14 protein-coding genes and 1 riboswitch are annotated in these 18,197 nt (G+C 60.9%); of the genes, 8 read left to right on the forward strand and 6 right to left on the reverse strand.

Translation table 11 applies throughout. The features are described 5' to 3' along the window. The first annotated feature begins 18 nt into the window (after positions 1–18). The 3 genes from L6758_RS07650 (at position 19) to treC (ending at position 4,163) form a co-directional block, all read left to right on the forward strand. Positions 19–1,224 (forward strand): cobalamin-independent methionine synthase II family protein, encoded by a 1,206-nt coding sequence (locus tag L6758_RS07650; protein ID WP_237205457.1) that lies wholly within the window; start codon positions 19–21, stop codon positions 1,222–1,224. 394 nt (positions 1,225–1,618) lie between these two features. After that, positions 1,619–2,353, forward strand: coding sequence for a trehalose operon repressor (treR, locus tag L6758_RS07655; protein ID WP_237205456.1), 735 nt, complete (start codon positions 1,619–1,621; stop codon positions 2,351–2,353). Positions 2,354–2,513: 160 nt separating this feature from the next. Then, a complete protein-coding gene (treC, locus tag L6758_RS07660) occupies positions 2,514–4,163 on the forward strand; it encodes an alpha,alpha-phosphotrehalase (RefSeq protein ID WP_237205455.1) in 1,650 nt (549 codons plus the stop codon). Here treC and L6758_RS07665 read toward each other — a convergent pair. Further along, positions 4,160–4,693: a TetR/AcrR family transcriptional regulator gene (locus L6758_RS07665; RefSeq protein WP_237205454.1), complete on the reverse strand. Its 534-nt coding sequence runs from the start codon at positions 4,691–4,693 to the stop codon at positions 4,160–4,162. The two genes, treC and L6758_RS07665, sit on opposite strands and share 4 nt — an antisense overlap. Positions 4,694–4,835: 142 nt before the next feature. Between L6758_RS07665 and L6758_RS07670 the strand changes: the two genes are divergently transcribed. After that, complete coding sequence (locus L6758_RS07670) at positions 4,836–6,377, forward strand: MFS transporter (RefSeq protein WP_423817195.1); 1,542 nt, start codon at positions 4,836–4,838, stop codon at positions 6,375–6,377. Positions 6,378–6,519: 142 nt separating this feature from the next. On the opposite strand, the gene L6758_RS07675 is transcribed toward L6758_RS07670, so the two are convergent. Both L6758_RS07675 and L6758_RS07680 read right to left on the reverse strand, forming a co-directional pair. Further along, positions 6,520–7,533, reverse strand: a complete 1,014-nt coding sequence (locus L6758_RS07675) for a magnesium and cobalt transport protein CorA (RefSeq protein WP_237205453.1) — start codon at positions 7,531–7,533, stop codon at positions 6,520–6,522. Between the two features lie 123 nt (positions 7,534–7,656). Further along, positions 7,657–8,952, reverse strand: coding sequence for an adenylosuccinate synthase (locus L6758_RS07680; RefSeq protein ID WP_135012930.1), 1,296 nt, complete (start codon positions 8,950–8,952; stop codon positions 7,657–7,659). A 305-nt stretch (positions 8,953–9,257) separates the two neighbouring features. On the opposite strand from L6758_RS07680, the gene L6758_RS07685 reads away from it, so the two are divergent. Both L6758_RS07685 and L6758_RS07690 read left to right on the forward strand, forming a co-directional pair. After that, entirely contained in the window at positions 9,258–10,187 is a 930-nt protein-coding gene (locus L6758_RS07685) for a DUF308 domain-containing protein (protein ID WP_237205452.1), read from the forward strand. A gap of 117 nt (positions 10,188–10,304) precedes the next feature. Continuing rightward, positions 10,305–10,730 (forward strand): arsenate-mycothiol transferase ArsC, encoded by a 426-nt coding sequence (locus L6758_RS07690; RefSeq protein ID WP_237205451.1) that lies wholly within the window; start codon positions 10,305–10,307, stop codon positions 10,728–10,730. Between the two features lie 87 nt (positions 10,731–10,817). Here L6758_RS07690 and L6758_RS07695 read toward each other — a convergent pair whose 3' ends face one another. Then, positions 10,818–11,804 (reverse strand): aldo/keto reductase, encoded by a 987-nt coding sequence (locus L6758_RS07695; RefSeq protein WP_423817194.1) that lies wholly within the window; start codon positions 11,802–11,804, stop codon positions 10,818–10,820. 113 nt (positions 11,805–11,917) lie between these two features. After that, a riboswitch (SAM riboswitch) is annotated at positions 11,918–12,007 on the forward strand. Positions 12,008–12,111: 104 nt separating this feature from the next. On the opposite strand from L6758_RS07695, the gene L6758_RS07700 reads away from it, so the two are divergent. Together L6758_RS07700 and metE are read left to right on the forward strand one after the other, a co-directional pair. Continuing rightward, positions 12,112–13,023, forward strand: a complete 912-nt coding sequence (locus tag L6758_RS07700) for a methylenetetrahydrofolate reductase (protein WP_237205449.1) — start codon at positions 12,112–12,114, stop codon at positions 13,021–13,023. A 37-nt stretch (positions 13,024–13,060) separates the two neighbouring features. After that, a complete protein-coding gene (metE, locus tag L6758_RS07705; protein WP_237205448.1) occupies positions 13,061–15,391 on the forward strand; it encodes a 5-methyltetrahydropteroyltriglutamate--homocysteine S-methyltransferase in 2,331 nt (776 codons plus the stop codon). A gap of 93 nt (positions 15,392–15,484) precedes the next feature. On the opposite strand, the gene L6758_RS07710 is transcribed toward metE, so the two are convergent. Together L6758_RS07710 and L6758_RS07715 are read right to left on the reverse strand one after the other, a co-directional pair. Continuing rightward, positions 15,485–16,924 carry an MDR family MFS transporter gene (locus L6758_RS07710; protein ID WP_237205447.1) on the reverse strand — a complete coding sequence of 480 codons (1,440 nt, stop codon included), beginning with the start codon at positions 16,922–16,924 and terminating at the stop codon, positions 15,485–15,487. Positions 16,925–17,221: 297 nt separating this feature from the next. Further along, positions 17,222–18,070 (reverse strand): ChaB family protein, encoded by an 849-nt coding sequence (locus tag L6758_RS07715; protein WP_237205446.1) that lies wholly within the window; start codon positions 18,068–18,070, stop codon positions 17,222–17,224. Between the last annotated feature and the right edge of the window lie 127 nt (positions 18,071–18,197).

Genomic DNA, 18,197 nt, shown 5'->3' on the forward strand with positions numbered 1-18,197 from the left:
CTACCCCAGGAGCAGATCATGCCCATCAATACCGACCGTATTCTGACCACTCACGTTGGTTCCCTGCCGCGCAGCCAGCGCCTGATTGAAGCTAACGCCGCCCGCCGCGATGACAGCATAGACGAGGCAGATTTCCAGCAGATTCTGACCGAGGAAACCCAGGCAGTGATTGACCGCCAGGTAGACATCGGTATCGACATTGTGAACGACGGCGAATACGGGCATGCCATGAGTCAGGCCGTGGATTACGGCGCCTGGTGGCACTACTCCTTTGCCCGCACCGGTGGCCTGAAGCTGCTGACCGAGGGCAACCCCGCCAACGAGGTGCACCGTTCTGAGCCGGGCAAGCTCAAGTACACCAGCTTTGCCGACCGCCGTGACTGGACCCGTTTCCAAGACTTTTACACCGCGGAGCTCGACCTGGGCAACGACCCTGACCGCAGTTTCCCTGTTACCGTTGCCCCGCTGACCTACCAGGGGCAGGACGAGGTGGGGAGGGACGTCCGCAATCTCGCTTCCGCAACCGAGGGCAAGAGGGCGCACAGCGCTTTTGTGGCGGCACTGTCGCCGGGCTCTGCTGCTCGCGTGGGTAACCTCTACTACCCCACCGATAAGGAGCACATCTACGCCTGGGCGGAGGTGCTGAAGGAAGAGTACAAGGCCATCACCGATGCCGGTTTCACCCTGCAGATTGATGACCCGTCGGTGGCTGAGGGCTGGGATCAGATTAACCCTGAGCCCAGCGTCCGCGACTACCTTGATTTTATTCAGGTGGCGGTGGATGCCCTCAACTACGCACTGGAGGATATTCCGACCGAGCAGACCCGCTTCCACCTGTGCTGGGGTTCCTGGCACGGGCCGCACAGCACCGATCTGGAGTTCAAGCACCTGGCCGATACCCTGCTGTCGATTGACGCCGCCGGCTACACCTTTGAGGCTGCCAACGCTCGCCACGCCCACGAGTGGAAGGTCTGGGAGAACCTGGAGCTGCCCGAGGGCAAGTACGTAATTCCCGGCGTCGTGTCACACTCGACCAACCTGATTGAGCACCCCGAGCTGGTGGCCCAGCGCATTGAGCAGTTTGCTCAGGTGGTGGGCAAGGAGAACGTGGTGGCGTCGACCGACTGTGGTCTGGGCGGACGCCTGCACCCCGACCTGGCTTGGGCCAAGCTAGAGTCGCTGGCCGCAGGCGCCCGCATCGCCAGCGAGCGCCTGTTCAGCTAGTTATCTGGCTAGCCGCCCTACCCAAAGGGGACCGCATAACTTAAAAGGGACCTCGTATTACGCGGTCCCTTTTAAGTTATGCGGTCCCCTTGTTAGGGATTGAGGGAGGCGCAAGGACGCTTGTGGGCCGCTCGCTGCGCCCGTCGGGCGAGTTTCACACCACACTTTTGACAGAAGTGTTTTCAACACCAAGGATTTCCGCAGGTCACGCAGGGGCTACACCGGTTAAAACCTGCACGTAGACAGGCTGACTAACGTGTGACACACATTTACATGTGTGTCTCTCGCAAACACCCCATGCGAGTCCTAGACTATAGGGAAACACAATCACCGTGTGAAACTCTCACTCCATCTCGCACAATGTGCTCTCGCACCTGTTACATAGGGGAACCAAATGGGAAAGTTTGAACGCATCTACCACGACCTGGCTCGTGACATTGATGAAGGCAAGTACGTCGTGGGCGATTTGCTGCCCAGCGAAAAGAAGCTGACCGAAAAGTACAATGTCTCCCGTGAGACCGCCCGCAAGGCTCTGGCTATCCTGACCGACCGCGGCTACATCCAGCGCATCATGGGCAAGGGCTCCCTGGTCATTGACCACAAGCGCTACTCCATTCCCGTGTCATCACTGGTCAGCTACAAGGAATTTGCTGAGTCAGCCAGTCGCGACACCCAGACTGAACTGGTTGAGCTTGAGGACGCCCTGCTGCCGCATGTACCCTTCCAGGCCCTGACGGACGGCTCCGTAGAGCAGGTGCCCGTCACCCACATCATGCGAGTTCGCCACATGGACGGCGCCCCCGCCATCATCGACCACGACTACATCATCAAGAGCGTAGTAGCCGAAATTCCCCGCGAGGTCGCTGAGGACTCCCTCTACAACTATTTTGAGGGCGAACTGGGTCTGAACATCGTGTCATCTGCCAAGCAGATCACCATCGAGCAGGCCACCCCCAACGACGCCAAGTACCTGAACCTGCACGCTGGCGAGTACGTTGCTGTGACCACCTCTATCACCGTGCTAGAGGACGGCACCGCCTTCCAGTACACCATTTCCCGCCACCGCGCCGATAAGTTCCGCTACCTGGACTTCGCGCACCGCCGCCAGGAAATTCCGGTTTCTGAATAAAGTTCCACATCGGCTGTAACAAAGGCCGAAGCACCTGTTAGACAGGTAAGGTTAAGGAGCGTACTCGCTTTGACGGGGTACGCTTCTTTTCTTTTACCCCAGCCCCCACCCACCGGGCGCACCCGCCCCAGCACCGGCGTCCTACCCTTTGGAGCACACCATGAGCTTTCACGATAAGGTCATCTACCAGGTCTACCCCAAGTCCTTCTACGATTCGAGCGGCAACGGCATAGGCGACCTGCGGGGCATTATCGAGAAGGTCCCCTACATTGCCTCCCTGGGGGTGGACATGGTCTGGTTCAACCCCTTCTTTGTCTCCCCCCAGAACGATAACGGCTACGACATCGCCAACTACTACGAGGTAGACCCCGAAATGGGCACCATGGCGGACGCCGAAGAGCTGATTGCAGCCCTGGGGCGAGAGGGAATCGGGGTTATGTTCGATATGGTGCTCAACCATGTCTCCACCGAGCACGAGTGGTTCCAGCGGGCTCTGGCCGGCGAGAAGGAGTACCAGGACTTCTTCTACCTGCGCCCCCTACAGGAGGACGGCTCCCTGCCGACCAACTGGGAGTCCAAGTTCGGTGGCCCAGCCTGGTCACAGTTTGGCGACACCGACCTCTACTACATGCACCTCTACGATGTGACCCAGGCAGACCTGAACTGGCACAACCCCAGGGTGCGCGAAGAGCTCTTCAAGGTGGTCAATTTCTGGAAGGACAAGGGTGTTCGCGGCTTCCGCTTTGACGTGCTCAACGTAATTGGCAAGGCTGAGGATCTGCGGGATGCCGCACCCGGCGAGAACGACAAGCTCATCTACACCGATACCGACCGCGTACACCCCTGGGTGCAGGAACTGCACCGGGCCACCTTTGGCGACACCGAGGGCACCGTGACCGTGGGTGAGATGTCATCAACCACCATTGATAGCAGCGTGCGCTACACCAATCCGGCCAACCAGGAGCTGGACATGGTCTTCTCCTTCCACCACCTCAAGGTGGACTATGACGGTGCCGAAAAATGGTCTGATGTTCCCTTTGATTTCATGGCTCTTAAGGGTCTGCTGACCGACTGGGCGGTAGGTATCCAGGCGGGAGGCGGCTGGCAGGCGTCCTTCTGGAACAATCACGACCAGCCGCGCGCCATCAACCGCTTTGGTGATGTGGAGCGTTACCGGGCAGAGTCCGCCACCATGCTGGCTGCCGCCGTGCACCTAACCCGCGGCACCCCCTACATCTACCAGGGCGAAGAGATCGGCATGGTTGATCCGGTCTATTCGTCCATGGATGACTACGTGGACGTTGAATCCCACAATGCCTTTGCCATTCTGCAGGAGCGGGGCGTGAGCGAAGCCGAGGCCTTCCGCATTGTCACCAAGAAGTCCCGCGATAACTCCCGCACCCCCATGCAATGGGATTCTTCCAAATTCGCCGGTTTCTCGCGGGTAAAGCCCTGGCTCATGCCTACCTCACAGGCCGACATTAACGTGGAGCGCGAAGAGTCTGAGGGCACCATTCTGCCCTTCTACCGGGAGCTGGTGCGCCTGCGCCACGAGTTGCCGCTGATTGCTGAGGGGTCCTACGAGTCCTTTGCCCGCGAGCACGAGAGCGTCTACGGGTTTGTACGAGAGTATGAGGGTCAGCGCCTGCTGGTGCTCTGCAACTTCTACGGTAAGGACGCCCCCGTGCAGCTGCCTGCCGAGTTCGCGGCGGGGTCTGTGCTTCTGTGTAATTACAAGAATGAGCCTGGACTGGGAACCAGCGAGCTGGTCTTGCGGCCCTACGAGACGGTAGCTGTACTGGCTAGCTAGCGCCCCTTGAGCTGCTCTACCACCTCGAGCAGGGCGTCCATATCGCCACTGAGGGCTAGGTTGGGGCGGGACTCGCTGCTGGCGACCGCCGCGTTGTAGTAGAGCCCGTCCCCCATCAGCAAGATAGCGCGGGCCGCAGCATCCGAGGGGGTCTCGGCCCGAATCATCTCAAACCAGCGCCCCTGGATCCTGTCATAGACCGCAGAGACCTTCTCGGCGGCGTCCTGACACAGACGCGACGTGGCTACAAACACCCGGTCAAACGGGGTGTCCTGGTACATGGAGGTGCGCACATAGTAGGCGCAGGCCCCGGCAGGGTCATCTGCCATGGCCTTGAAATCCCGCTCAGCAAGCGCCCAGGCCCGTTCCAACAGCCCGTCGATCAGGGCACTCTTATCGGGGAAGTGATAGAGCAGCCCTCCCTTGGACACCCCAGCACGGGCGGCAATAGCGTTCATGGACGCCGCCCGCTCCCCCTCTTCAATGAGCAGGGCTTCGTAGGCGTCGAGGATTTTTTCGCGAGAACTCATGTGTTCCACCCTACCGGGCTGGCACTTGAAAACAAAACCGTCCAGACGGTACAGTAATCTGTGTTGAACTAAAGCTACCGACGCAACACCCGCACCCAGCGGGCACCCAACCCCAGGTAGCCGTCCTCACGAAGGAGCAGACATGCACCCCGCAACCGGCCAGATGAGAGCCGTCACCACTGAAGAATCCTCAATCGCCCCCTATTCCCGTCGCTGGGCAGCCCTGGCTGTGCTCATGCTGCCGGTACTGCTGGTCTCTGTCGACAACACCGTGCTCGCCTTTGCCCTGCCCGAAATCTCAGCCCAGCTTTCGCCCAGCGGCACCCAGCTACTCTGGATTAACGATGTGTACCCGCTGATTCTTTCGGGCCTGCTCATCCCCGCAGGTAGCATGGGTGACCGCTTTGGCCGCCGCACCATGCTCCTGTTGGGCGGCTTCGGCTTTACCGTCATCTCGGCAGCCGCTGCCTTCGCGCCCACCGCCGCCTGGCTCATTGCCGCCCGCGCCGGCATGGGTATCTTCGGGGCTATGCTCATGCCCGCAACGCTCTCGATTATCCGCAACATGTTCGCCGACGCCACCGAACGCCGCACCGCTATTGCCATCTGGGCCTCAGGTTTCGCAGGTGGCGCAGCCCTGGGACCTGTCGTCGGTGGGTTCCTGCTGGAGCACTTCTACTGGGGCTCGGTCTTCCTCATGGCAGTGCCCGTCCTGCTGCCCATGCTCCTGCTGGGCTTCTGGCTGATTCCTAACTCCAAGGACCCGGCTCCCGGCGCCATCGACTTCGTCAGCATCGCCCTAATTATGGCGACCATGACCCCCTTCGTCTACGCCATCAAGCACTTTGCCCACGACGGCTTCGACCTGCTCACCGTCGCCCTGCTGCTGGTTGCAACCATCTGCGGTATTGTCTTCACCCGCCGCCAGCTGGCCCGCACCAACCCCATGCTGGACGTCCGCCTCTTCACCAACAAGCAGTTCACCGGCGCGGTACTGACCAACCTCATGGCGATTTTCTCGCTGGTTGGCTTCCTCTACTTCGTCTCCCAGCACCTGCAGTTGGTCAGCGGCCATTCCCCCTTCAGCGCCGCCCTCCTGCTGCTGCCCGGTCTGGTACTGACCGTTATTGCGGGCCTGGTGGTTGTCTATATCGTCAAGGTCCTCAAACCCTGGATCGTCATTTCAGGTGCCCTGCTGATGAACGCGGCAGCCTTCGGCCTGGTCTTCTTCACCGCCGATTCAGGCTCTGATACCGGTATTCTGGTGGCCTTTGCCCTGCTGGGTGTGGGCATTGGTTTTGCTGAGACCCTGACCAACGACATCATCTTGGCCGCTGTTCCCCCGCATAAGGCGGGTGCGGCGTCCGCTATCTCGGAGACCGCCTACGAGACCGGCTCGGTCATGGGTACCGCGATTCTGGGGTCAATCCTGAATGCAGCCTACGTTGCCCACCTGGTGGTACCCGAGGGGGTTAGTGCTGCGGACGCGGACGCCGCCCGCGAGACCCTGGGTGGGGCAGCTGAGGTGGCTGAGAACATCGGCGGAGAGACCGGCGCGGCCCTACTGGCCTCAGCCCAGCACGCCTTCGACTCGGGCGTGGTCTACACCTCGGCTATCGGTGTGGTGCTCATGCTTCTCTGCGCTGTGATGGTGGTGCGCACCCTGCGCGGGGTAAAGATGTAGAGCTGCCCGCCCGGCCCCTGCGAGTAGGTACCATTTAAATCAGAAAAACCCACGAACTAGGTGGGTTCTTCTGAGTTAAATGGTCTTTTCCGGCCAGGGGAAGCGGGGGCAGGCGCAGGCAGGCCTGGGGCTCATCTCGCACCTACAGCCACTCCTTCTTCTTGAACACCAGCCACAGCCCGAAGGACACCGCAACCATGAGCAGCAGGGAGGCCGGGTAGCCGAAGGTCCAGTGTAGCTCGGGCATGACGTCGAAGTTCATGCCGTAAATCGAGCCAATGACGGTAGGGGCCACCAGAATCGCAGCCCAGGCCGAGATACGCTTCATGTCGTCATTCTGGCGTTCCGCCACAATCGTTGAGTTCACCGCCAGGGCGTTCTCTAGCGAAGACCGCAGGTCGTCCACCCGGTCTACCACGCTGATGACGTGGTCTTTCACGTCGCGGAAGTGGCGGAGCAGCTCAAGCTGGTGCTCATCGCCAGCCTCAGCCTGAATACGAATACGCCCCATGAGTAGGTCCAGCATCTGCCCCACCGGCTTGACCGCGCGTTTGAAGTCACTGACCTCGTTCAGCAGGCTGTAGATGCGCTGCGATATCTCGCTAGCTTCAGAGTTGTCGGCGAAGAGGGCGTCCTCGATTTCATCGCCGTCATTTTCTAGGCCCTCGATGACGGGGAAGTAGCCGTCCACGAGCATGTCGAGCACCCGGTGCAGGAAGGCCAGTGGGTAGGTCTGCATGGCGGGGCTCTCCAGCGCGCTCGAGAAGACCGCGTCCATGCTGCGCTGGGTGGTATCGACAGAGCGCAGAGCGTCTTTGACAAGCCAAATCGCAAAGTTCTCGCCCACGAACATGTGGGTTTCACCGAAACGGATCTCTTCGGTGTCATCGAGGTAGATTGCCGGGCGGAGCACCAGGTAGTAGGTGCTGCCGTAGCGATCGAGCTTGGAGCGCTGGTGGCCCTGCTCGGAGTCTTCAACGGCGAGGGGGTGCAGGTCGAAGAGGCCGGTGAGGGTGGTGAGGTCGTCGCGGGAGGGGTCAATCAGGCCGATGTAGGCGCAGTCGGTGCCGGGCGTGAAGGCCTGGGCGAGGTCGGTGAGGGAGTCGTAGCCGGTGACGGCCCCGGTGGTGTGGTTGAGTGTGTTGAGTAAGGGCATGGTGTCTATCGTAGTCCTTCTACAGAAAAGACCATTTAAATCAGAAAAACCCACCTAGTTGGTGGGTTTTTCTGATTTAGATGGTACCTACCCGGTGCAGGGGAAGGGGCGCGGACGTCCGCCCTACTTCTCGTCCTCGATCAGGTCGCGCACGACGATGGTCTGCTCGCGGCCGGGGCCAACACCAATCGCCGAGATACGGCAGCCGGAGATTTCTTCCAGCTTCTCAAGGTACTTACGGGCATTCTCGGGCAGCTCGTCGAGGGTTTTAGCCTCGGTGATGTCTTCGGTCCAGCCGTCGAAGTACTCGTAGATGGGCTTGGCGTGGTGGAAGTCTGACTGGGTCATGGGCATCTCGTCGTGGCGAACACCGTCTACGTCGTAGGCGACGCAGACAGGAATCTTCTCTAGCCCGGTGAGCACGTCCAGCTTGGTGATGAAGAGGTCGGTGAAGCCGTTGATGCGCACAGCCTGGCGGGCCAGAACCGCGTCGTACCAGCCGCAGCGGCGGGGGCGGCCGGTGTTCACGCCGAACTCGCCACCGGTGGTGCGCAGGAATTCGCCCATGTCGTCGAAGAGTTCGGTGGGGAAGGGACCAGCGCCTACGCGGGTGGTGTAGGCCTTCTGAATACCGATGACGCGGGAGATACGGGTGGGGCCGACACCGGAGCCAACGGAGGCGCCACCTGCGGTGGGGTTAGATGAAGTGACGAAGGGGTAGGTGCCGTGGTCTACGTCGAGGAAGGTGGCCTGGCCGCCTTCCATCAGCAGGGTCTTGCCTTCATCCAGGGCCTTGTTCAGCAGCTGGGTTGACTCAACGATCATGGGGGCCAGGCGGTCGGCGAAGCTCATGAAGTACTCAACGATTTCTTCGACCTCGACGTGGCGGCGGTTGTAGACCTTGACCAGCAGTTCATTCTTCTGGCGCAGGGCACCTTCGACCTTCTGGCGCAGGATGGACTCGTCGAGGATGTCCTGCACGCGAATGCCCAGGCGGCCTACCTTGTCCATGTAGGTGGGGCCGATGCCGCGGCCGGTGGTGCCGATGGCGCGCTTACCCAGGAAGCGTTCAGTGACCTTGTCCATGGTCTGGTGGTAGGGGGCTACCAGGTGGGCGTTAGCTGAAATTTTGAGCTTGGAGGTGTCTGCCCCGCGGGCTTCAAGGCCGTCGATTTCTTCGAAGAGGGCCTCGGGGTTGACGACCACGCCGTTGCCAATGACGGGTACAGCGTTTTCTGAGAGGATACCGGCGGGAAGGAGCTTGAGCTCGAACTTCTGGCCGTTGACGACGACGGTGTGGCCTGCGTTGTTGCCGCCGTTGGGCTTGACGACGTAGTCGACGCGGCCGCCGAGCAGGTCGGTTGCTTTGCCCTTACCTTCGTCGCCCCACTGGGCGCCTACAATCACAATTGCTGGCATAAGTCTTACTCCTGAATAGGGTGGTCACCTGCCGGGTTTCACGGCGGTGGGGTGGGGCTGCGCGGCCTGTGCAGACGGCGCGGACGCAGGGCACACCATTCTTAAGGATAGCAAGGGTGGTTTGTGTTTGGGCAGGTGTTCCAGGTTTTGCGCTACTAGCGGTAGAGGGTGGGCGGACGCCGGGCGGTACTTTAGAAGATGTGCAGGTGTGCTGAAAGGACTTAGGTAGAGGTCACCAATGAAGCACTAAGAAATAATATGACTTGTAGTCAGAGCTTACTCAGAATGTCTTTAAACTGGTAGGTATGAGCGAAAACCCATACACACCCAACACTCCGTCTTCTCAGCCCGATCAGCCCGAAGCGCCAGCATCGTCTGCCGGGGCGTATGCCGCACCGGGCCAGTACCCCTATCAGGACCCCTACGCCGCGCCCCAGCAACCTAACGGCAAAAAGCCTAAGAACGTGGTTGGTCTGGTGGCTCTGGGCCTGGGCGTTCTTGGCTTTATTTTGGCTTGCATTCCCGGCATCATGTTCCTTGGCTGGCTGTTTCTGTTTGCAGCTTTTGTGACCTCTATCGTCGGTCTATTCCAGAAGGGTAAAGAGAAGGTTTCATCTATTGTTGCCCTAGTCCTATCGATCGTTGGGTCGATTGTTTCAACTATCGTCCTGATTTTTGTTGTGGCTAATGCTGTGGCAACCGACCCTGAATTTGAGCAGGCAATAAAAGATCTTGAGTCAGCTGTAGCAACTCCCTCTGCCGTCGCATCTGTTAGCCCCGGAGTATCTTCTTCCGAACCTGCCGCTGAAGACTCTGCTGCAGCTCCTGGCTCAGCCACTGCCATTGATGGTGTCTTGCAGTTCGGCGACACGGCAGAGTTTGAGGACGGTCTGCGCCTTACTGTCTCCGAGCCTCGCACCGATTATGTTCCCAGCGAGTACGCCTCACGTTTAGATGAGTCTTTGACGGATTACGTGGCTTTCACCGTGACGATTGAGAACGGTACCAGCGAGCCCTTTGAGCCCCTCTTCTATGCTGAAGGTAATTCAGGGGGTAAGGCTGTTGATCAGATTTTTGACTCTGAGCAGAACATCGGTTCAGCTCCTAGCGGCCGTATTCTGCCCGGTGAATCTGTCACCTTTGATGTTGCCTTTGGTGTAGCTGATCCGGCGAGCGTTACCCTTGATGTTTCTGCTGATTTCGATCACGATGCCGTCCTGTACAGCAATAAGTAGGTTCTTCGTCTAGTTGTTTCTACGCTGATGCAAGCCCCACTCGTTCTACCGCCCTGCGGTAGGGTGAGTGGGGCTTTTGTGTAGGTAGAAGTTCTTGATGAACCCTATGATGGAGCTATGACTTCTATCCCCCACGTTCTTTTTATCTGCCAGTCCAATAAGGGCAAGTCTCAGATGGCTGAGGCCCTGATGAATCTTCATGCGCAAGGACGCGTGCGGGCGACATCCGCGGGTACCAAGGCTGCGGTGGGCAGCGCGGTCAACGCTGAATCTGCCGCTTCGCTCGCTGAGATTGGTGCGGATATGAGCAAGGGTAGGCCCAAGTTTGCGAGCGCCGACGACCTGGCTGCTGCTGACCGGATCGTCATTCTGGGTGGGGCTGCCCAGCTTGAAACGACGGACGAGGAGGTCCTGGCTAAGACCGAACGCTGGAACACCGTTGAGCCCTCCCACGAGGGAATTGAGGGGGCTGAGCGCATGAACCTGATCCGGGACGACATCGACGCCCGCGTCCGCTCCCTGCTGGCTGAGCTTACTGCCTAGTTCGGCATACAACGGCGCCCCATCTTTCTTTCCACGCACCGGAGTGCTGCGGGAAAGAGGGAAGGGGCGTCGTTTGCTGTATGGGGGTTAGAAAAGCGCCACCTTCGGCGGTGCCGGGAAAATCTCGTCGAGCAGGGCGAGCTCGTCCGCGTCGAACCGGCGGACGATAGCCGCCGCGTTGGCACGTACCTGGTCTTCGGTGGTGGCCCCGGCGATCACAGAGGCAACCGGCTCCTGCTGAGCCAGCCACGAGAAGGCAACCTGAACCTCGGTCAGGCCGCGCTCGGCGGCAAAGGCTGAGAAGGCTTCGAGTTGGTCCCAGTTAGCGCCGTCCAAGATGTCGGGTTTGATGCGGGTCAGGCGCCCGTCAGCAGGAGCGAAAGAGCGGGAATACTTACCCGTCAGCAAGCCGTTAGCCAGGGGGAAGTAGGGCAGCACGCCCAACCCGAACTCGCGGGAGGCGGGTAGAACCTCGAGTTCAGCGCGGCGGTCAAGCAGGTTGTAGTGGTTTTCAGCCGCAACGTAGCGGTGCCCCAGGGCCCGGCCCAGGTGCTCGGCGTGGGCGATTTGCCAGCCGGTGTGGTTGGACGACCCGATGTAGCGCACCTTGCCCTGCTCAATCAGGGTACCCAGAGCTGAGAGAGTTTCTTCGATGGGGGTTGCCGGGTCGGGGGTGTGGTGGAAGTAGAGGTCGATGTAGTCCGTGCCCAGGCGACTCAGGGAGGCCTCAACCGCCCGCATAATATACCGGCGGGAGCCGCGCACCCCGTGGTCGGTGCCGTTGGCCCCTCCCATGTCCATGCCGAATTTAGAGACAATCACAATCTCGTCGCGGTCAATCCCGGTCTCCCGCAGGGCCTTCCCAAACATGGTTTCAGAAACCCCCGGTGCAGACCCGTAAATATCGGCCACATCAAAGAGGGTGATTCCGGCTTCAACGGCGGCGGTGAGGACGGCGTTGGTTCCGCTTTGCGTTTCGGTGGCGGTTGTGGCGCGGCCCAGGTTGTTGCAGCCCAGACCCACGTTCGAGACGGTCAACCCGCTTTTTCCTAGTTGGCGATACTCAATACTCATACCCGTCATATTACTGTCATGTGTCTCAACACACCCGACACAGAGTCAAAAAGGTACATAGAGCGGCGGTTTCTTGCCAGCGCCCTACCTGCGCTTTTAGTGTAGAACCATCAAATCTATCCAGAGCGACTGAGAGACCTAGCTCAACGACGTCGCAGCAACCACCCTAACGGGAAAGGTGCTCCTGCTAGGACCGATAGAGTGCATCACCAGCGGTCCACCCACCGCCCTGTGTGGCGCCCTCCCGCCACCTTTGGGAGCGGCCACCGCATTCTTTCGGGTCTACCCAACGACCTGTAAGGAAACCATGAGTACCCATATACCGGCGCTCTCTTATGAACTCTTCCCACCGCGAAGTTCCGCCAGCTGTGAGAGTCTACTGACGACTATCGACCAGCTGGCTCCCACTAACCCCGACTACGTCTCGGTGACCTACTCCGGTGATCGGGCTCGTAAGCAGAAAACCCTGGCCCTGCTCGACCACCTGGTACACGAAACCCGGCTTACTCCCCTGGCCCACCTCACCTGTGTGGGGCACAGCGCTGAGGAGCTGGAAGCCGCTGTGCGTCGCATACTGGCAATCGGCGTCCGCGGGTTTTTAGCCCTGCGCGGCGACCTGCCGCCGGGCAGCACGCAGGCTCCCGACATCCCCTTTGCCCGGTCCCTGGTGGATCTCATCCGCCGGGTGGAGACCCAGGATTTTGCCCACCTAGCGGCAGGACGCGTGGCGGTGGGGGTGGCTGCCTACCCCTCCCGGCACCCGGAATCCAGCTCGGAGCTGCAGGATATTGAAATTCTGCTCTCCAAGGAGCGGGCGGGGGCTGACTTCGCTATCACCCAGGTTTTCTTTGAGGCGCCCCGCTACGAATCCCTGGTACAGCGGGCCCGAACCGCGGGGGTAACCCTGCCCCTGATTCCGGGCATCATGCCGGTGACCAACCTGCGCAGGCTCACCACGCTCTGTTCACTAGCTGGCCTACCCGTACCCCAGAAGCTGGCCTACGACCTTGAAACCGCGAGCGGGGACACCCAGCGGCACCGTATCGGAGTGGAGTTCGGCGTCCGCCTGCTTCAAGAATCCCTGGACGCCGGCGCCCCCGGCATCCACTTCTACACCTTCAATGAACACGCAGCGGTGCTGGATGTTCTCGAGCGGGTCGATCTACCCCGCTACAGCACCCGCTTTGAAAACCCCCTGGCCGAACTGACCTACGCCTAAAAATATCGGCCCAAAGACCTTATAGAAAGACACCACCATGACCACCGTTTTCCCCACCGCAACCATCACCGGCTACCCCCGCATCGGCGCCCGCCGCGAGCTCAAGCGCGCTGTTGAAGCCTACTGGGCGGGTAAAACTGACCAGACTGAGCTGAAGCAGGTTGCCCATCAGATCCAGCAACATGCCTACCGCACCCTGACCGAGCGCGGCCTGACCGAAGACTACGCCATTCCGGCTGACTTTTCCTTCTACGACCAGGTCCTCGATACCACCCGCCTCTTCACCGCACTGCCCGCCCGCTTCGAATCGGTACGCGACGACCGTGGCCTGATTGACCTGGACGGCTACTTCGCCCTGGCCCGCGGCACCGAGCAGCTACCCCCGCTGGAGCTGACCAAGTGGTTCGACACTAACTACCACTACCTGGTGCCAGAAATCGGCCCGACCACCGGCTTTACCCTCAACACTGAAGCCCTCGACGACCTGCTGGCAGCCGCTAAGGCGGCGGGGACGTCCGCCCGCCCCAGCATCACCGGGCCCCTCACCTACCTGCTCCTGGCAAAAGCCGAGGACGGCGCCCCCGCCGACTTCGCACCCCTCGACCGTCTAGCAGACCTGCTGCCCCTCTACCGGGATCTGCTCGCCCACCTGGCTGGCCGCGGTGTGCGCTGGGTTCAGCTCAACGAACCCGCCTTGGGTGCTGACCAGGCTGTGAGTGAAGCCGAGCTGGCGCAGCTCATTGAGAAGACCTACGGGGAACTCACCCAGCTCTCTGACCGCCCCTCCCTGCTGGTCACCAGCCCCTACGGCAATCTGGCCGGCCTGCTAGAACCCCTGGCCACTTCGGGCGTAGAGGCCCTGCACCTTGACCTGGTATCTACCGGCTATGATCAGGACGCCCTCGCCCGCCTCTTCGGCGGCGATTCGGCTCCCCTGCTGGTGGCAGGTGTGGTAAACGGCCGCAATATCTGGCGCAACGACCTGGCGGCCTCCCTCCACACCCTGCAGGCGGTGGGAGCAGCATCCGTCTCGACCTCGACCTCCCTGCAGCACGTGCCCTACGATCTTGACCTCGAAACCGGGCTCGACCAGAAGCTCACCAGCTGGCTGGCCTTTGCCCACCAGAAGGTCAGCGAAGTTGCCCTGCTCGCTCGGGGTCTCACTGAGGGACCCGAGGCTATCGCCTCCGAGGTTGAACAGGCCAGGGCAGCGCTGGCAGCGCGCGCCCAGTCCAGCGGAGTCAACGACCCCTGCATCCGCGAGCGCACCCTCTCCGTTACCCCCGAGAACTACGAGCGCGCGTCCGCTCAGGTGCGTCAGCAGGCCCAGGAGGATCTGAACCTGCCCCTGCTGCCGACCACCACCATCGGGTCTTTCCCGCAGACCGGCCATATTCGCTCCCTGCGGGCGGACTACCGCAAGGGTGCGCTGACCAGGGAAGAGCTCGATGCCCATCTGCGGGAGGAGATTCGCTGTGTGATTGACTTCCAGGAGCGTCTGGGGCTGGATGTGCTGGTGCACGGTGAAGCTGAGCGTAACGACATGGTGCAGTATTTTGCGGAGAACTTCGACGGGTTTGCGCCGACCGAGCACGGCTGGGTGCAGTCCTACGGGTCGCGCTGTACCCGCCCCTCGATTCTGTGGGGCGATGTGAAGCGTAGCGGTGCGGGTACTCGCGGTGATGCCTTTACGGTGCCGTGGATTAGCTTCGCGCAGCAGCAGACCGATAAGCCGGTCAAGGGTATGCTCACCGGCCCGGTGACGATTCTGGCCTGGTCGTTTGTGCGCGATGACCAGCCTCTGGCGGCGACCGCGACCCAGGTTGCGCTGGCCCTGGCCGATGAGATTGCTGACCTTGAGGCCGCAGGCACCCGCATCATTCAGGTGGATGAGCCCGCCCTGCGCGAGCTGCTCCCCCTGCGCGCCGAGGATCAGGCTGCCTACCTCGACTGGTCGGTCGGTGCCTTCCGCCTGGCGACCTCGCAGGTTGCCGACTCCACCCAGATCCACACCCACCTGTGCTACTCGGAGTTCAACGAGATTTTTGGGGCAATCGATGCTCTGAACGCCGATGTCACCTCGATTGAGGCAGCCCGCTCCCGCCTGGAGCTACTGGCCGACGTGCCCGAGAGCTTCGACCGCGGCATTGGCCCCGGCGTGTGGGACATCCACTCCCCGCGTGTGCCCCAGGTCGAGGAGGTCGAGAAGCTGCTGGCTACTGCCCTGGAGCATATCCCCGCCCGTCAGCTCTGGGTCAACCCCGACTGCGGCCTGAAGACCCGCGCCTACAAGGAGACCAAGGCTTCCATCGAGTCTCTGGTTGCCGCTACCGAGGCTGTACGAGCCAGCCTCACCGTAGCGGTCTAGGGGTCAGCAAAAGGACGCCGCCCCCGCCTTCCCTGCCGCCTGGCAGGAGAGTGGGTGGCGGCGTCCTTGCATCCGTGAAGCGCAGGTGCGACCCTAGTGGGCCATGGGAGCGCTTCCGGCAGCCTGCTTGCCGGCGGGCAGAAGCAGGGCTACCACGATAGAGCCCAGCGACATGAAGGCTGCTACCAGGAAGGCCAGGTGCACACCGGCCATGTAGGCCTCTACGCCGGTGCCGCCGTGGGCAGCCGACCCGATACCCAGCAGAGCCACGAAAAGGGCGGTTGCTGCGGCACCGGATACCTGCTGGAAGGTGGTCATAGCCGAGGAACCGAAAGCGTGTAGTTCGTGATCAAGAGAGCCCAGCCCCAGGGACATCATGGGGGTGTTAACCAGCGGCAGGGCGAAAGTCATGAGCATGTAGGTGGCCACCAGGTACCAGACGGGAGTCTGGGTACTGAAGGTACTCATCAGCCAGATGGAGGCGCTAAAGAGCAGGGCACCGGGGATGACCAGGGTGCGGGCACCGAAGCGGTCCGACAGGCGGCCGACGGCGGGGCTCAGCACCGCCATGAGCACGCCACCGGGCAGCAGCATCAGGCCGGTTTGAAGGGCGCTCATGCCCAGGACGTTTGCGGCGTAGAGGGGAATCAGAATTGCAGTTCCCAGCATGACGCCCATACCCAGAGAGGTCATAATGACGGTGAGGGTGAAGGGGCGGGCGCGGAAGATGCGCAGGTCCATGAAGGGGCCGCGATCTTGCAGCTGAATCTGACGACGCACGAATACGGCCAGCAGGGCAACCGAGACAGCCACGATAACCCAGGGGTTAACCGGCAGGTGGGCACCGCCGTGGGAGGAATCGCCGCCCATAGACGACAGGCCCAGCACCAGGCCGCCAAAGCCCAGGGTTGAAAGGACGATAGAGAAGACATCGAGCTTCTGCGAGCTACCCTCGGGCTTCTCGGCCGGGGCCAGGCGCAGACCAATCGCCAAGGCGATGATGCCGATAGGCAGGATCAGCCAGAAGAGCCAGCGCCAGCTAGCGGCGTTCAGAATAAGACCTGAGACGGTGGGGCCAGCAGCCGGCGCCGCCGAAATGACCATACCGATAAGGCCCATCGCCTGACCGATTTTGCTGGGGGCAACCAGGCGCATCATGGTGGTCATCAGCAGCGGAATCATCACGCCGGTACCGCCTGCCTGGAGCACGCGTCCGACCAGCAGCAGGGCAATGCCGGGGGCGATGGCAGCCACCAGGGTACCCAGGGAGAACAGGGCCATAGCGCCCACGAAGACCGTGCGGATGGAATAGCGGGAGATGATGAAGCCAGAAGCCGGGGTTACGACCGCCATGGTCAGCATGAAGCCGGTGGAGGTCCACTGGGCGGTGGAGGCGCTGATGTTCAGGTCTGACATGATGTCGGGCAGGGCTACGCCCAGCAGGGTTTCATTCAGAATCAGCACGAAGGCCGCGATGACCATAATGGCCAGGAGCAAGAACTCCTGGCGCTCTAGTTTATGGGCAGCGGGCATTGATGCGGTGTGCGCAGCTGGTTCGGTGACCGCGTGCGCTCCGGTTTCGGGGTGAGAGTGTGTTTGCGTAGAAGACATAGGCGTTTAAGCCTACTCTTCGCCGTGGAGAGCGTATATAGCGTCTTGCTCACAGACCCGGGTCACACCAGGTATTGGTGGGCGTGGTTATACAGGTGCGAGTAGGGACCAGATTCCTCCCAAATTCCTCAATCTGTACACGGACTTCGCAGAGTAATCTGGTCCTAAGTAAAAGGGACCAGAGTATTCTGGTCCCTTTTAGTAGTTTCTGGAGGTTTTTTACTGAGCGGCGCGCACCGCAATCAGCAGATCACCCTTGTTCATGGACGAGCGGCCCGGCACCTCAAGCTGCTTCGCCAGCTCGTAGAGCTCAGCACGCGTCAGTTCCGCCAGGGGGCGCACCTCTGCCACCAGGAAGGTCTGGTTATCGTCGTCCTGCAGGTCGGGGGCGGACGCCGCATCCTCCTGGGCAGGCGCCTCGGCCAGAGGTTCGGCGGTCAGGTCTTCGTCGAAGTCAGCAGGGTCGGCGCTGGCGAAGGTTTCCTCGTAGAGTTCCTCGGCCTCTTCGGGCTCATCAGCCTCTTCAGGGGCCAGCCCCTCGTCTTCTCCAACTTCGGTTACGGCATCGGGAACATCCAGTTCTGGGGCTTCCTGGCCGCCCTCAAACGCTTCAAGGTCGCCGGGCTCCAGGCTCTCAGCATCAAGGATCTCTTCGTAGCCGGCAGCTTCCTCCGGGCTCTCAGCTGTCTCAGCCAGAATCAGCTCAGCCTCCCGCTGGGCCGCGCTCTTAGTACCCTTCTTGGTTTTCTTCTTTGAGTCCTTCTTCTCTGCCTTCTTCGGCTCACTCTTCTTGGGCTCAGTTTTCTTAGCCTTCTGGGACTTCTTAGTCTCGACCTTCTTCGAGTCCTTCTTGTCAGACTTCTTCTCTGCCTTTACCTTCGCGGCGATTTTTTCGTATTTCTTACCCACCAGCTCGTACTTCTTCTCAAGCTTCTTCTGGGCCTTCTTGCGGGCTTTCTTCTCGTCGCCGTGCTTGTCTAGGGCCTTGGCATAGGCCTTCACGTAGCGCTTCTGTGCCTTGTCGCTGGAGCGCTTAAGTTCCTTGCTGAGTTCTGGTTTCTTGCCCATGGTTCACCTTCCACTTATCAGTGTTCTTACTGTCTAAGCGTAGTCCCGGTCACGCGCCACCCCAAGCGCGGCACGGCTTGGTTACGCCCACCCATGCCCTGTTCACCCCGTCAATATAGGTATACAT

The organism is Rothia nasimurium, from assembly GCF_928382285.1.
GTDB classification, from domain to species: domain Bacteria; phylum Actinomycetota; class Actinomycetes; order Actinomycetales; family Micrococcaceae; genus Rothia; species Rothia nasimurium_E.

What these genes read in the sequence shown, in the direction of transcription:
- L6758_RS07650 (WP_237205457.1), top strand. Translation starts at nt 19, where the DNA reads ATGCCCATCAATACCGACCGTATTCTGACCACTCACGTTGGTTCCCTG.
- treR (WP_237205456.1), top strand. Translation starts at nt 1,619, where the DNA reads ATGGGAAAGTTTGAACGCATCTACCACGACCTGGCTCGTGACATTGAT.
- treC (WP_237205455.1), top strand. Translation starts at nt 2,514, where the DNA reads ATGAGCTTTCACGATAAGGTCATCTACCAGGTCTACCCCAAGTCCTTC.
- L6758_RS07665 (WP_237205454.1), bottom strand. Translation starts at nt 4,693, where the DNA reads ATGAGTTCTCGCGAAAAAATCCTCGACGCCTACGAAGCCCTGCTCATT.
- L6758_RS07670 (WP_423817195.1), top strand. Translation starts at nt 4,836, where the DNA reads ATGCACCCCGCAACCGGCCAGATGAGAGCCGTCACCACTGAAGAATCC.
- L6758_RS07675 (WP_237205453.1), bottom strand. Translation starts at nt 7,533, where the DNA reads ATGCCCTTACTCAACACACTCAACCACACCACCGGGGCCGTCACCGGC.
- L6758_RS07680 (WP_135012930.1), bottom strand. Translation starts at nt 8,952, where the DNA reads ATGCCAGCAATTGTGATTGTAGGCGCCCAGTGGGGCGACGAAGGTAAG.
- L6758_RS07685 (WP_237205452.1), top strand. Translation starts at nt 9,258, where the DNA reads ATGAGCGAAAACCCATACACACCCAACACTCCGTCTTCTCAGCCCGAT.
- L6758_RS07690 (WP_237205451.1), top strand. Translation starts at nt 10,305, where the DNA reads ATGACTTCTATCCCCCACGTTCTTTTTATCTGCCAGTCCAATAAGGGC.
- L6758_RS07695 (WP_423817194.1), bottom strand. Translation starts at nt 11,804, where the DNA reads ATGAGTATTGAGTATCGCCAACTAGGAAAAAGCGGGTTGACCGTCTCG.
- L6758_RS07700 (WP_237205449.1), top strand. Translation starts at nt 12,112, where the DNA reads ATGAGTACCCATATACCGGCGCTCTCTTATGAACTCTTCCCACCGCGA.
- metE (WP_237205448.1), top strand. Translation starts at nt 13,061, where the DNA reads ATGACCACCGTTTTCCCCACCGCAACCATCACCGGCTACCCCCGCATC.
- L6758_RS07710 (WP_237205447.1), bottom strand. Translation starts at nt 16,924, where the DNA reads ATGCCCGCTGCCCATAAACTAGAGCGCCAGGAGTTCTTGCTCCTGGCC.
- L6758_RS07715 (WP_237205446.1), bottom strand. Translation starts at nt 18,070, where the DNA reads ATGGGCAAGAAACCAGAACTCAGCAAGGAACTTAAGCGCTCCAGCGAC.